This window comes from Micromonospora sp. NPDC049204 (assembly GCF_040647935.1).
In the GTDB taxonomy this organism is placed as follows: Bacteria; Actinomycetota; Actinomycetes; order Mycobacteriales; family Micromonosporaceae; genus Micromonospora.
The window spans coordinates 155,535-169,248 of the sequence record NZ_JBEZDC010000018.1; the positions used below are offsets into that span (position 1 = coordinate 155,535).

Sequence of the window (13,714 nt, forward strand, 5' to 3'; positions counted from 1 at the left end):
GGGGAACGCGCATTCCGGAGATTCACCTTCCGGCCAGCCATCGACCAACTGCCGGTCAACCCGGGGCGATCTGCTGAAGCGGCTTTCCCCCGATGACAGGAGCCGCGATGCGACGTACCCTTCCGACCCTCGGCCTGGCCGGCGTGCTGCTCGCCGCCGCCGTGGCCGTGCCGACCATGGCCGAGGCCGGCACGGCGACCGACGCGGACCGCTCCCGAGCGAACGACCGGCCGATCGTGATCGCTCACCGGGGCGCCAGCGGCTACCGGCCTGAGCACACGGTGGAGGCCTACCGGTTGGCGATCCGGATGGGCGCCGACTACATCGAGCCGGACCTGGTCTCCACCTCCGACGGGGTGCTTGTCGCCCGGCACGAGAACGAGATCTCCGGCACCACCGACGTGTCGACGCACCCGGAGTTCGCGGCCCGTAAGGCGACGAAGACCATCGACGGTGTCGCGGTGACCGGCTGGTTCACCGAGGACTTCACCCTCGCCGAGCTGAAGACGCTGCGAGCCAAGGAGCGGCTGCCGCAGGTCCGCGTGGCGAACACCGCGTTCGACGGCCGCTTCGAGGTGCCCACCCTCCAGGAGGTCATCGACCTGGCCCGGACCGAGGGGCGGGCACGGGGCCGCACCATCGGGATCTACCCGGAGACCAAGCACCCCACCTACTTCGCCTCGATCGGCCGGCCGCTGGAGGAGCCGCTGCTGCGGGTGCTGCGGCAGAACAAGCTGGACCGGAAGAACTCGCCGGTCTTCATCCAGTCGTTCGAGACGGCCAACCTGCGCCGCCTGAGCAAGCTGACCGACGTCAAGCTGGTCCAACTGCTCGACGCGACCGGCCGCCCGTACGACTTCACCGCCGCCGGCGACACCCGCAGCTACCAGGACCTGGCCACGCCGGCCGGGCTGAAGTGGATCGCCGGGTACGCCGACGGCATCGGCGCGAACAAGAACCTGATCGTGCCCCGCGACGCCACCGGCGCCCTGCTCGCCCCCACCAACGTGGTGCGCGACGCGCACCGGGAGCGGTTGCTCGTGCACTCCTGGACGTTCCGGGCGGAGAACCAGTTCCTCCCGGTCGACTTCCGGATCGGCACCGACCCGAACGGGCGCGGCGACATCACGGCCGAGTACGAACTCTTCCTCGGCCTGGGCCTGGACGGCGTCTTCAGCGACCACCCCGACACCGCCGTCGCCGCCCGCGCCGGCCTCTGACCCCATTCGAACGTCGGTCCGGAGCTGATCCGCTCCGAGCTGACCACCGGGCCGATCACGCCCGGCCCATCTGCTGGCCCGTCGTCCGCCACCCGGAAGGCGGGCCAGCGGCGCGTCCAGGCCACCGCTCGCAAGATCGCGTTCTGTCGAGGGTTGGCGCAGGGCGATGCCCGCTTCTGACGGTTTCACTTCGCAAGATCGTGCTCGATCCAGGATCGAGTGGGGTCGCCGCGTCGATATGGCACTACATCCAGGATCGAGCACGATCATGAGGGGATGGGCCGGGCGTGAGGCGGCAACTTCCCCGAGGTTGCTGTCTCAGAGCCGATCGAGGCAGCAACCTCGGGGAAGTTGCGCAGATCTTGGCCGCTGGGCTTGGCGGGTGGGGTTGGTTTGGGCTACTCAGTGCGTACGGCATCAGGTTTTCTGTGACAGCTTGCTCCGCGGTCGTCGGCGGTGTCCGCGCCCGGCCGACCACGACGGGCCCTGCGGTTGACCGGGCGGGGCGGGTGGCGCGAGGCGACACATCCGCCGGGTGGTCCGTAGGGGTTTGGGCCATCGGGAGGGAAGGGCTCCCGAGTGGCGGTGCGGCCCGTTGTAACCCCCGGCCACCTCATTCCTGTTACTTGTGTGTTTCCGCCACATAGCTCGTGGGTGACGTCACTTCTAGCGTGAGCCGACAACACAGCATCCTGTCCTCACCCTGGAGTCGCGATGACGGTCCGGCACACGCGGCGGGCGTTCCTCTCCGCCGCCACGATGATGGCTGCGGCACTGGCCGCCACGGCCTGTGGTAGCCCGCAGGACACCGCCACCGGCGGCGGCGACAACGCCGCGCCGGTCAAGGTCGGTCTGGTGTACTCCCAGTCGGGAGCCCTGGCCAGCTACGGAAAGCAGTACATCGAGGGGTTCAAGGCGGGGTTGGACTTCGCCACGAAGGGCACCGGCAAGGTCGGTGACCGGAAGATCGAGCTGACCGAGGTCGACGACGCGGGTGACCCGGCCAAGGCTGTCTCCGCCGCGAAGGACCTGATCGGCAAGGGCACGAAGATCATTGCTGGTTCCACCGCCTCCGGCGTGGCGCTTCAGGTCGCGCCGATCGCGGCGCAGAACAAGGTCCTGTTCATCTCCGGTCCGGCCGCCACCGACGCGGTGACGGGCGCGAACAAGTACACGTTCCGTTCCGGGCGGCAGTCCTACCAGGACGTGGTGACCGCCAAGTCGTTCATCGGCGACCCGACCGGCAAGAAGGTCGTGGTCTTCGCCCAGGACGGCGCGTTCGGCGACGCCAACGAGGCAGCCGTCAAGGCCGTCATCGGCGGCGCGGGCGCCACCGTGAGCAGTGTCCGGGCGCCGGCCAGCGCCACCGAGTTCACGCCGTTCGCCAGCCAGATCAAGGCGGCCAAGCCGGACCTGCTCTTCGTGGCCTGGGCCGGCACCACCGCCCCGGCGATGTGGCAGAGCCTCGACCAGCAGGGCGTGCTCTCGTCCACCACTGTCGTCACCGGCCTGGACATCCGCTCGTCCTGGCCCACCTTCGGCGCGGCCGGCACGAAGATCTCCTTCCTGTCGCACTACTTCGACGGTGCCAGTGACACGGAGGCCAGCAAGGCGCTGAAGGCCAAGGTCAGCACCATCGACCTGTTCCACCCGGACGGCTTCGCCGCCGCCCAGATGGTGGTCCGAGCGGTGCAGGAGGGTGGGGACGACGTCGACAAGATGGTCACCGCCCTGGAGGGCTGGAGCTTCGACGGGGTCAAGGGCAAGATGACCATCCGGGCCGCCGACCACGCGCTGCTCCAGCCGATGTTCCAGGCCAAGCTGACCGGCAGCGGCACCGCGTTCACGGCGACCGCGCAGAAGAGCCTCACCGGTGACGAGACCGCGCCGCCGGCCGTGGCCATGAAGGGCTGAGTCATGCTCGCCACCCGCGGTCTGACCTGGCGGATCGGTGAGGTCGCCATCGTCGACAGCGTCTACCTCGACCTCGCGCCCGGAGAGTTCCTGGGCGTGATCGGGCCGAACGGCGCCGGCAAGACCTCACTGTTCAACCTGATCACCGGCCTGCGCCGGGCCACGGAGGGCCGGGTCGTCCTGGACGGGCAGGACATCGGGGAGCTCCCGCCGCACCGGCGGGCACGCCTCGGGCTGGGCCGTACCTTCCAGGCGTCCTCGGTCTTCGGCTCGCTCAGCGTGCGGGAGAACGTCCGGCTCGCCGTGCAGGCGCACCGCGGGGGCTCGATGGCACTGTGGCGGCGGGCGGCGGCCGACCGGGAGGTCGCCGCCGCCGCCGACACGGCACTCGACCGGGTCGGCCTCGCCCACCGGGGTACGGCCCTCGCCGGCACCCTGGCCCACGGCGAGAAGCGCAAGTTGGAGATCGCCCTGCTGCTCGCCGGCGAACCGCGGGTGATGCTGCTGGACGAGCCGATGGCCGGGGTCAGCGCCGAGGACGTACCCGAGTTGGTGGCCGTGATCAAGTCGTTGACCGGCGACAGCGGCCGGGCGGTGCTGATGGTCGAGCACCACATGGACGTCATCCTGGAACTGGCCGACCGGATCGCCGTCATGCACCACGGCGCGCTGCTGGCCTGCGACACCCCGGAGACGGTGATGGCCAACCCCACGGTGCAAGAGGCCTACCTGGGGGAGTCGCTCTGATGGAACCAGTTCTCACGGTGGAGGACCTGTCGGTCCGGATCTCCGGGCTGCACATCCTCCAGGGGGTGTCGTTCACGGTCGCGCCGACCGGGGTGACCGTCCTGCTCGGCCGCAACGGCGTCGGCAAGACCACCACGCTGCGCGCGATCGTCGGCCTCACCCCGCCCGCCGGCGAGGTCCGCGGGACCATCCGGATGGGCGCGCAGAGCCTGCTGGCCCGGCCCACCCACCGGCTGGTCCGCGGTGGGCTCGGCTACGTGCCCGAGGACCGCTGCGTGTTCGCCGGCCTCACCGTCGCGGAGAACCTGCGGCTCGCCGAACGGCGCGGCACCAGCCCGGCGTACGACAAGGTTTTCGCGCTCTTCCCGGAGCTGGACCGGCGCGGACGGCAACGGGCGGGTTCGCTCTCCGGCGGGCAGCAGCAGATGCTCGCGATCGGGCGGGTGCTGCTCAACGACAACCGGCTGCTGCTGGTCGACGAGCCGACCAAGGGGTTGGCGCCGAAGGTGGTGACCGAGGTGGCCGAGGTGTTGGAACGGGTTGCGGAGTCGGTCCCGGTGCTGCTCGTCGAGCAGAACCTGGCGGTGGTACGCCGGCTGGCCCGCGATGCGGTGGTGCTGGCCGCCGGCAAGGTGGCCTGGACCGGCGACGCCCACGAGTTGCTGTTGGAGACCGCGTTGACCAAGTCGTTGCTGGGTGTGGGCTCGGCGGAGGTGTCCCACTGATGGGGACCGTGATCCTGTTGACGTTGACCGGGCTCGGCCTGGCGGCGCTGTACTTCCTGGTCGCGTCCGGCCTGTCCCTGGTCTTCGGCCTGGCCGACGTGCTCAACTTCGCGCACGGGCTGTTCCTCGGCGTGGGCGCGTACGGCACCTGGTGGGCGGCCGGCAACCTGCCGGGCGCGGGCTCCGACGGGTTCGGCTTCGTGCTCGCGGTCGCCTTCGGGGTGGCCGCCGGCACGCTGGTGGCGATCCTGGTCGAGCTGGTGCTGATCCGCCCGCTCTACTCCCGCACCATCGAACAGGTGCTCGTCACCGTCGGCCTGTCCCTCGCCGGGGTGGCGTTGTTGCAGGCCACCTGGGGTGCGGACGCCCGGCCGTTCCCGCGTCCGGACTGGACCCGGCAGGTGACCGCGATCCTCGGCGCGCAGGTGCCCAACGGTGGCCTGCTGCTGATCATCGCGGCGGTGCTGGTGCTCGGCGCGATCCTGGCGTTCCTGCGCTGGACCCGGTACGGGCTGGTGATCCGGGCCGGCGTGGAGAACCGGGAGATGGTGACCGCGCTGGGCATCGACGTGCGCAAGGCGTTCACCCTGGTCTTCGCGATCGGTGGGGCGGCCGCCGCGCTCGCCGGGGCGCTCGGCGGGGTCTACTTCGGCACCGTCTCGCCCGGCCAGGGCAGCTCACTGCTGATCTTCGCGTTCATCGTGGTGGTGATCGGTGGGATGGGCTCGGTGGTCGGCTCCGCGTACGCGGCGGTCGTGGTCGGGCTGGTGCAGCAGTTCGTCAACTACTACGGCACGTCCGGGCTCGGCGACATCTGCGTGGTCGGGCTGCTGGCCGTGGTGCTGCTGCTGCGTCCGCAGGGCATCGCCGGAAAGGTGGCAACGGCATGACGGTGATCGACGCGCCTCCGGCGCAGGTGCCCGACGAGTTGACCCCGCAGCGGGGGCGGTGGCACCGGGTGCGCCCGTTCCTGCCGCTGGTCGCGGTGGTGGTGCTGGCGATCCTGCCGTACTCGACGATCTCCCTGCCGGGGATCTTCGAGGGGCCGGTCAACTCGCCCGGCACCCTGCAACTGCTCGCCATCTGCCTGATCTTCGGTGGCCTGGCGGCCGGTTACGACCTGCTCTTCGGCCGGACCGGCATGCTCTCCTTCGGGCACGCGCTGTACTTCGCCGCCGGCGTGTACGGCACCGACATCCTCATCACCCGGGCCGGTCTGCCGCTGTGGCAGGCGGCGTTGCTGACCATCACCGGCGGGACGATCCTCGCCGCGTTGCTCGGCGCGGTGGCGCTGCGGACCGTGGGTATCGCGTTCGCCATGGTCACGCTGGCCTTCGCCCAGGTCGGCGCGATCCTGGTGGCCCGGGACTTCGGCGGGCTCACCGGCGGCGAGGAGGGCCTGCCGCTGGACGTGTCCGGGCTGCCCGCCGGGCTGGTTGGCGTGACCAACACCGTCAACCTGTACTGGCTGGCGCTCGCGTACCTGACGCTTGTGGTCTTCGTGGTGCACCGGGTGAGCGGGTCACCGACCGGTCGGGTGCTCGCCGGTCTGCGGGACGACGAGCGGCGGATCGGTGTGCTCGGGCTGGACCCGTACCGCTACAAGCTGGTGGCGTTCACCCTCGCCGGCGGGCTGGCGTCGGCGGGCGGGGTGGTCTACGTCCTGATCGTCGGCGGTGCCTCACCGCACATCACGTCCTCCGAGCTGACCCTGTCGCTGCTGGTCATGGTGGTGCTCGGCGGTCCGGGCACCCGCTGGGGGCCGGTGCTCGGCGGCGTCCTCTACATGTACCTGGACCACCGGCTCACCGCGTTCGGCACAAGCGACGCGGTGGACAACCTGCCGGCCGTCCTCAGCCGCCCGCTGAGCCAGCCGCTGTTCGTCCTGGGCACGGTCTTCATCCTGGCCGTCTACTTCTTCCCAGGAGGCCTGACCAGCCTGGCCCCCCGCCTAACCCACCTAACCCGCTCCCTCCGCCCCCCGCGCTAACCCCACCCCCTCTGAGCCCGTCGATCATGGAGTTATCGCCACAACACGGCGGATGGCGATAACTTCATGATCGACGGGTTTCGGTGCAGGGGGAGGTTGGGGAGATGGACTCTCGGGTCGCTGTTGTCAGTGGGGGTGGGACCGGGATCGGGGCGGCCGTTGCCGGTTCGCTTGTTCGGGACGGCTACGACGTACTGATCGTCGGGCGGCGCGCGGACGTGTTGTCGGCCGCCGCCTCGCAGATCGCGGTCGACTGCGGGCGGCCGGACGCCGTGACCGCCGTGACCGCTGACCTGACCGAGCCGGAGCAGCTCGACCGGGTGCTCGCGGCGGTCGGCGGTCGGCCGGTCGACGTGGTGGTCAACAACGCCGGCGGCTACCTGGGCGGGGACACCTCCACGTTGGAGGGGACCGCCGCGCACTGGCGGGCCAACCTGGACGCCAACGTACTCACCGCCGTGTTGCTGACCGAGGCGCTGCGGCCGGTCCTGCGTCGGCCCGGCGGGCGGGTGATCCTGGTCAGCTCGATCGCCGCCCAGCGTGGCGGCGGTGGGGCGTACTCGGCCGCGAAGGCGGCCCTGCACGGTTGGGCGTACGACCTGGCGGCGAAGCTCGGCCCGGACCAGATCACGGTCAACGTGGTGAGCCCGGGTTATGTCGCCGAGACCGAGTTCTTCGGCGACCGGATGACCGCCGAGGGGCACGCGCAGCGGGTAGCGGCGACCCTGGTCGCGAGGGCCGGGCTACCGGACGACATCGCCGAGGCCGTCCGCTATCTCGCGAGCCCGGCCGCCGGATACGTCACCGGCCAGGTCCTCGGCGTCAACGGGGGCTCGGTCCTCGGCCGCTGACCACACGAACGCACGAGGGCGGCGACCCCCGTTGGTCGCCGCCCTCCTACGTGGTCGATCAGCCGTTCAAGATCTCGTACGCCATCTTCGGCGCGATCGTCGCGGCGGCGCCGGCCGGCACGCTGATCTTCGGAGTGGTGCCGTAGTCGGCGTAGTTGACGACGTAGTCGTACGCCTTCGCCTTGCCGGCCGCCGGGATCTTCAGCGTCAGCGAGGACAGCCGCTTGTCCGCGCCGACGACAGCGGTGAACGGCACCGTCTTGCCCGCCTCGCCAAGCGCCGCCGCCTCACCCTCCTCCAACACCTCTGCGGCGTTACCGGTGCTGACGTCGATGACTCCGGCGTACTGCCCAGGGCTCTTCTCCTCCACCGAGGTGGCCGCCTGGATGAGCGGACCCACGTTGCCCTGGTCGACGCCGTCGTAGGCCGGAATGGTCTCGCTGTCGGCGAGCTTGGTGCGGTCCAGCTTCATCCACTTGTCCGGGAACTTCGGCAGGCCCGCCTGGCCGGTCAACTTGATCTTCATCCAGGCCTCCTCGGCAATGATCAGCACCGACATCTTGACGGTGATGCCATCCGCGCCGGGCGGAATCGTGGTGTTCAGCTCGACGCCCTTCGCGTCCGGGTCGACTCGTCCGGCGATCGTGCTGGACGCGTCCCTGCCACTGAACCGGAACGTCCCCTCGGCCCCGTCCGGGACGGCATCCAGGAGCACCTGCTTCGGGTCGGCGGTCGGGCTGGCGCTCGGGCTGCTCTGCGGCGCCGAGGTCGGTTCGCTCTTGGGTCCGCACCCGCCGAGCAGGGTGGTCGTGGCCAGCATGGCGGCGATCACGCCGACCGTGCGGCGGGTGGTGCTCGCGGTGCCCGTTGCCTGTGTCATCACATTCTCTTTCTCGCTGCGTGGCTGGTGCCGATGACCATGTTGTCGGCAGGCACGGCGGTGCGGCTGCCGATATGCTGCCGTCCGGCTGCCGGGCACTGCCGTCCGGCGCTGCCGGAGGTGTCAGGAGCGGGAATAGGCATGTCAGCAACGCTGCGTTTCGAGATCCTCGGGCTTCAGCGGGCCTGGTACGCCGACCGCGAGATCGACCTCGGCCCCGGCAAACAGCGTGCTGTGCTGACCGTGCTGCTGCTCTCCGCAGGCCGTCCGGTGTCCACCGGGCAGATCGTCGAGGCGGTCTGGCCGGAGGATCCGCCCGCGAACGGCCCCAACGTGGTGCAGAAGTACGTCGCCGGGTTGCGCCGGGTGTTGGAGCCGGAGCGGTCGCCGCGTACGCCGGGCCAGGTGTTGAGCCTGACCGATGCCGGGTACCTGCTCCGCGTCGATCCGGACGCGGTCGACGCGGTCCGTTTCCAGCGGGGGATCCACCGCGCCCGGCAGCGACGGGCCGAGGGTCGTGCCGCTGAGGCGTTGACCGAACTGGCCTCCGCCCTGGCGCTCTGGCAGGGCGAGCCGTTCACCGGCTTCACCGGGCCGTTCCTGGAGGCGGCACGGCAACGGTTGATCGAACTGCGGGCCGTGGCGTTGGAGACCCGGGCCGATCTGATGCTGGACCTCGGCCGGCACCGGGAGATGGTCGGGGAACTGGTGGAGTTGGTGGCCGAGTTCCCGGTCCGGGAACGACCGCGGCACCAACTCATGCTGGCGCTCTATCGCGGTGGGCGGCAGGCGGAGGCGCTCGCGGCCTACCGGGAGTTCGGCGACCTCCTCCGAGAGGAGTACGGCATCGGGCCGGGCGAGGCGCTTCAGGCCCTGCACCGGCGCATCCTCTGCTCCGACCCGACCCTCACCGTGGCGAAGCCGTCGAGCGAGCCGGAACCACCCCGACCCACGCCGGCTCCCAGCCCTCGACAACCAGCCGACCCGCCCGCGCCGGCGGCACCGTCACCGACGCCCGTGCCGGCCGCGCCAACGCCGCCCGTACCAACGCCGCCCGTGCCGCCCGTACCAACGCCGCCCGTGCCGCCCGTACCAACGCCGGCCGCTCCGCCCCTGCCGCCGCCGACCGCGCAGCCCAGCCCGCCCGGGTCGCCGGCTGTCGCGTTCACCCCACCGCCCGTTCCGTTTCCGGTCGCGGTGCCCCCGGACCGGCATTCGTCCCGGAACACCCGGGGGCAGTCGGCGCCGAGCTGGCTGAGTGTCAGCGTGACGATCGTCGGCACGCTGACCGCGGTGTTCTCCTTCGGTCTGCTCACCTGGCTGGTGGTCCTGCTCTACGCCACTTGGCGGCGAAGCTGGCGCAACGGACTCATCGGTGTGGGTTATCTGTCGCTGACCGCCACGATCATCGCGATATTCGGCAACAGCGACTCGGAGGAGATGAGCGACACCGAAGGTCTCCTGGTCGTGGCCTGGTTGCTCGTCTGGCTGATCGGGGTCGTGCACACGATTCTGCTCAACGGCGCGCTCTGGTCGGCCCTCACCAATCGGATCGCGGGGTCGCCTCCGCCGGTGGTCGACGACCGTCGGGTCCGCCGTGAGCAGGCCCGCTACCTGCTCTACCACTACCCGGCGGCGCGGCAGGAGCTGCACATCGGTCGGCCCGACCTGTACCGCACCTTCGACGACGGCGGCCTGGTGGACGTCAACGCGGTCGGCGAGCCGACGATCGCCGAGCTGCCCGGGATCACCGCCGGGCAGGCACGGCAGGTGGTGATGGACCGTTGGCTCCGTGGGCCGTTCGGCTCGATGGAGGACCTGGCCGGCCGGTGCCTCCTCCCGCCGGTGCTCACCGATTCCCTGCGCGAGCTGCTCATCTTCCTGCCCCCGCCGCCGGTGCCCGCCCCGCCCGCGGCCACACCCGGCCGGGTCGAGTGAGGCGACCCGCACAGGGCGCGACGGGCAGGGACGTCTCCCGTTGCTGGTAGAAATGCCGGATGGGCGACGAGCGGGCGGCGGTACGGGAACGGGCCGAGGCGGTGCTGCGTCGGCTGGCCGGCGACCACGCCCGGCTGCGCGAAGATCAGTGGCGGGCGATCGAAGCGCTGGTCGTCGACCGGCGGCGGGTGCTCTGTGTGCAGCGCACCGGTTGGGGCAAGTCGGCTGTCTACTTCGTGGCCACCGCCCTGCTGCGGGAGGGCGGCGAGCACGGCCCGACGGTCATCGTGTCGCCGCTGCTGGCGTTGATGCGCAACCAGGTCGAGGCGGCCGCCCGGGCCGGCATCCGGGCCCGCACGATCAACTCGGCGAACCTCGACGAGTGGGACGAGATCACCGCGGAGATCCAGACCGGTGCGGTGGACGTGCTGCTGATCAGCCCGGAGCGGCTCAACAATCCGGACTTCCGCGACGGCGTGCTGCCCAAGCTGGCCGCGACCACCGGGCTGCTGGTGGTCGACGAGGCGCACTGCGTCTCCGACTGGGGGCACGACTTCCGCCCCGACTACCGGCGGCTGCGCACGTTCCTTGCCGAGCTGCCCGAGCGCACGCCCGTGCTGGCCACCACCGCCACCGCCAACACCCGGGTCACCCAGGACGTGGCGGAGCAGTTGGGTGACGCCCTCGTCCTGCGCGGCACCCTGGACCGCGAGTCGCTGCGCCTCGGTGTGCTCGACCTGCCCAGCCCGGCGCACCGGTTGGCCTGGCTCGCCGACCACCTGGACCAGCTGCCCGGCTCGGGCATCGTCTACACGCTGACCGTGGCGGCAGCGGGGGAGACGGCCGAGTTCCTGCGCTCCCGCGGCTACCCGGTGTCCTCGTACACGGGGCAGGTCGAGGACGCCGACCGGCGAGCCGCCGAGCAGGACCTGCTCGACAACAAGATCAAGGCGTTGGTCGCCACCAGCGCGCTCGGCATGGGCTTCGACAAACCCGACCTGGGCTTCGTCGTCCACCTCGGCGCACCCCCCTCACCGATCGCGTACTACCAGCAGGTCGGCCGCGCCGGCCGCGCCGTGGAGCACGCCGAGGTGCTGCTGCTGCCCGGCGTCGAGGACGCGGCCATCTGGCGCTACTTCGCCTCGCTGGCGTTCCCTCCGGAGCAGCAGGTGCGTGCCGTGCTGGCCGCGCTGCACACCGACCGCCCGCTCAGCACCCAGGCCCTCGAACCCCTCGTCGACCTGCGCCGGACCCGCCTGGAACTGATGCTCAAGGTGCTCGACGTGGACGGCGCGGTCCGCCGGGTGCGCGGTGGTTGGCTCGCCACCGGAGAGCCCTGGGTCTACGACGAGGCCCGGTTGCGCCGCGTCGCCGAGGCACGCACCGTCGAGCAACAGGCCATGCGGGAGTACGCGACCACGCCCGACTGCCGGATGCGGTATCTACGGGAGTGCCTGGACGACGCCGGGGCGGCCGACTGCGGGCGGTGCGACAGGTGCGCCGACCCGATCTTCGTCGCCGACGTGTCGACGGCCGCGCTCGCCGCCGCGCAGACGTTCCTGGGCCGACCTGGCGTGGAGATCGCCCCCAAGAAGCTCTGGCCGACCGGCTTGGACGCGGTGGGCGTACCCCTCAAGGGCCGGATCGCCCCCGCGGAGCAGGCGCTGCCGGGGCGGGCCGTCGGGCGCCTCTCCGACCTGGGCTGGGGCGGCCGGCTGCGCGACCTCGTCGGCCCGGAGGCGCCGGACGCGCCGGTGCCCGACGACGTCGTCGCGGCCGTGGTGGAGGTGTTGAAGGCGTGGGCGCACGGCGACGACCCGTGGCCGCGCCGGCCGGTGGGTGTGGTCGCGGTGGGTTCCCGGCGACGACCCCGGCTGGTCGGCTCGTTGGCCGAACGGATCGCCGCCGTGGGCCGGTTGCCGCTGCTCGGCGAGGTCACCCCGGCCGGTCCGGGTGGGCCGGCCGGTCCGCGCGGCAACAGCGCCCAACGGGTGCGCGCGCTGCACGACACGTTCACCGTGCCGGTCGACCTGGCCGACGCCGTGGCCGGCCTGGACGGCCCGGTGCTGCTCGTCGACGACCTGGTCGACTCGGGCTGGACGATGACCCTGGTGGCTCGGGCACTGCGCCGGGCGGGCGCGCCCGACGTGCTCCCGCTCGCCCTCGCCGTGGCCGGCTGACCTGCCGCGACCCGGGTGGACCGCCGCGCGCACGTCGGTGCCGGATAGTTCCCGGGCGGCGGCGAATGCGACGGTCGCCACGCCGTCCGGGCGTCGGACCGGGGTGGTCCGTCGCGGCGGTACGGTGGGCGGCATGACCGACCAGCGCCCCGCCGCCGTCCCGGTGGTGCCTGACCAGGTCCCCGACGCGGTGGTGATCTCTGACCGGGTCCCCGATCCGGCGCTGGTCTCTGACCGGGTCTCCGATTCGGCGGTGGTGTCTGACCCGGTCTCCGCCGCACCGGATCGGAGCACACTCCGGCTGGCGTTGGTGGTCGGCGGGTTGGTGCTGGCGGTGCTGCTCGGCTTCGGCCTCGGCCGGGTGAACGCCACGGGGACCACCGGCAGCCCGTCGTTGGCCGCCGAGCACACCGACCCGCCGGGCGTCGCGCCGCACAACCACGGCTCCGCCACGACCACCGATCAGGGCGCGGCCACCGAGCCGGGCGGGCTGGCGGTCAGCGCGGCCGGGTTCACCCTGGCCCCCCTGGTCACCGAGTTCGCGGCGGGTCGCCCCGGTCAGCTCCGCTTCCAGGTACGCGACGCGCAGCGCCGGCCGGTCACCCGGTTCGCCATCGTGCACGACAAGCCGCTGCACCTCATCGTCGTCCGGCGGGACCTGACCGGTTACCAGCACCTGCATCCGACCATGGCAGCGGATGGCACCTGGTCGGTGCCGTTGACCCTCGCGCAGCCCGGCGTCTGGCGCGCGTACGCCGACTTCACCGCGGTCGCCGACAACGGCGCGCAGACCGCGGTGACCCTCGGCGCCGACCTGGTCGTGCCCGGCGACTACCGGCCTCGGTCGCTGCCCGCCCCGGCCACCTCGACGACGGTGGACGGGTTCACCGTCGGCTACCTGGGGACTCCGCAGGCCGGTGCGACGGTGCCGGTGACCTTCCGGATCGACGGCGCCGGCGGTGCCGCCCCGCTGGAGCGGTACCTCGGGGCGTACGGGCACCTGGTGGCGTTGCGCGAGGGCGACCTCGGCTACCTGCACGTGCACCCGGAGCCGGAACTGGTGGACGGCCAGGTCAAGTTCTGGTTGACCACTCCCGGTCCAGGCCGCTACCGCCTCTACCTGGACTTCCAGGTAGACGCCGAGGTCAAAACCGCCGAATTCACCCTAACCGTCCCCTAGGCAGTGTCTTCAAAGGATCATGGTGTCGGATGATGTAGGGCGTGAGTCGTCGCTACGAGTTGTCTGACGTCGAGTGGGATGCGCTATCG

Annotated in this window: 11 protein-coding genes; 10 read left to right on the forward strand and 1 reads right to left on the reverse strand. The window is 71.5% G+C overall.

Annotated features, from left to right (window positions below):
* Positions 1-107: 107 nt before the first annotated feature.
* The 7 genes from AB0A90_RS28635 (at position 108) to AB0A90_RS28665 (ending at position 7,447) form a co-directional block, all read left to right on the forward strand.
* Entirely contained in the window at positions 108-1,220 is a 1,113-nt protein-coding gene (locus AB0A90_RS28635; protein WP_357253948.1) for a glycerophosphodiester phosphodiesterase, read from the forward strand.
* 714 nt (positions 1,221-1,934) lie between these two features.
* On the forward strand, positions 1,935-3,134 hold the full coding sequence (locus AB0A90_RS28640; protein ID WP_357253950.1) for a substrate-binding domain-containing protein: 1,200 nt from the start codon (positions 1,935-1,937) through the stop codon (positions 3,132-3,134).
* A gap of 3 nt (positions 3,135-3,137) precedes the next feature.
* Positions 3,138-3,881: an ABC transporter ATP-binding protein gene (locus AB0A90_RS28645; RefSeq protein WP_357253952.1), complete on the forward strand. Its 744-nt coding sequence runs from the start codon at positions 3,138-3,140 to the stop codon at positions 3,879-3,881.
* The gene (locus tag AB0A90_RS28650; protein ID WP_357253954.1) at positions 3,881-4,606 is read left to right on the forward strand and encodes an ABC transporter ATP-binding protein; all 726 of its coding nucleotides are present in this window, start codon (positions 3,881-3,883) and stop codon (positions 4,604-4,606) included. Before AB0A90_RS28645 ends, AB0A90_RS28650 begins: the two co-directional genes overlap by 1 nt.
* Positions 4,606-5,496 (forward strand): branched-chain amino acid ABC transporter permease, encoded by an 891-nt coding sequence (locus AB0A90_RS28655; RefSeq protein WP_357253956.1) that lies wholly within the window; start codon positions 4,606-4,608, stop codon positions 5,494-5,496. The genes AB0A90_RS28650 and AB0A90_RS28655 overlap by 1 nt, the downstream gene beginning before the upstream one ends.
* Positions 5,493-6,596 (forward strand): branched-chain amino acid ABC transporter permease, encoded by a 1,104-nt coding sequence (locus AB0A90_RS28660; RefSeq protein WP_357253958.1) that lies wholly within the window; start codon positions 5,493-5,495, stop codon positions 6,594-6,596. The genes AB0A90_RS28655 and AB0A90_RS28660 overlap by 4 nt, the downstream gene beginning before the upstream one ends.
* Before the next feature lie 104 nt (positions 6,597-6,700).
* Positions 6,701-7,447, forward strand: coding sequence for an SDR family oxidoreductase (locus AB0A90_RS28665; RefSeq protein WP_357253960.1), 747 nt, complete (start codon positions 6,701-6,703; stop codon positions 7,445-7,447).
* A gap of 58 nt (positions 7,448-7,505) precedes the next feature.
* On the opposite strand, the gene AB0A90_RS28670 is transcribed toward AB0A90_RS28665, so the two are convergent.
* Entirely contained in the window at positions 7,506-8,327 is an 822-nt protein-coding gene (locus AB0A90_RS28670) for a hypothetical protein (RefSeq protein WP_357253961.1), read from the reverse strand.
* 141 nt (positions 8,328-8,468) lie between these two features.
* Between AB0A90_RS28670 and AB0A90_RS28675 the strand changes: the two genes are divergently transcribed.
* The 3 genes from AB0A90_RS28675 to AB0A90_RS28685 all read left to right on the forward strand — a co-directional run bounded on the left by AB0A90_RS28675 (position 8,469) and on the right by AB0A90_RS28685 (position 13,625).
* Positions 8,469-10,265, forward strand: coding sequence for a BTAD domain-containing putative transcriptional regulator (locus tag AB0A90_RS28675; protein ID WP_357253964.1), 1,797 nt, complete (start codon positions 8,469-8,471; stop codon positions 10,263-10,265).
* 59 nt (positions 10,266-10,324) lie between these two features.
* On the forward strand, positions 10,325-12,445 hold the full coding sequence (locus AB0A90_RS28680) for a RecQ family ATP-dependent DNA helicase (RefSeq protein WP_357253965.1): 2,121 nt from the start codon (positions 10,325-10,327) through the stop codon (positions 12,443-12,445).
* 133 nt (positions 12,446-12,578) lie between these two features.
* Positions 12,579-13,625 (forward strand): hypothetical protein, encoded by a 1,047-nt coding sequence (locus tag AB0A90_RS28685; protein ID WP_357253967.1) that lies wholly within the window; start codon positions 12,579-12,581, stop codon positions 13,623-13,625.
* Positions 13,626-13,714: the final 89 nt, after the last annotated feature.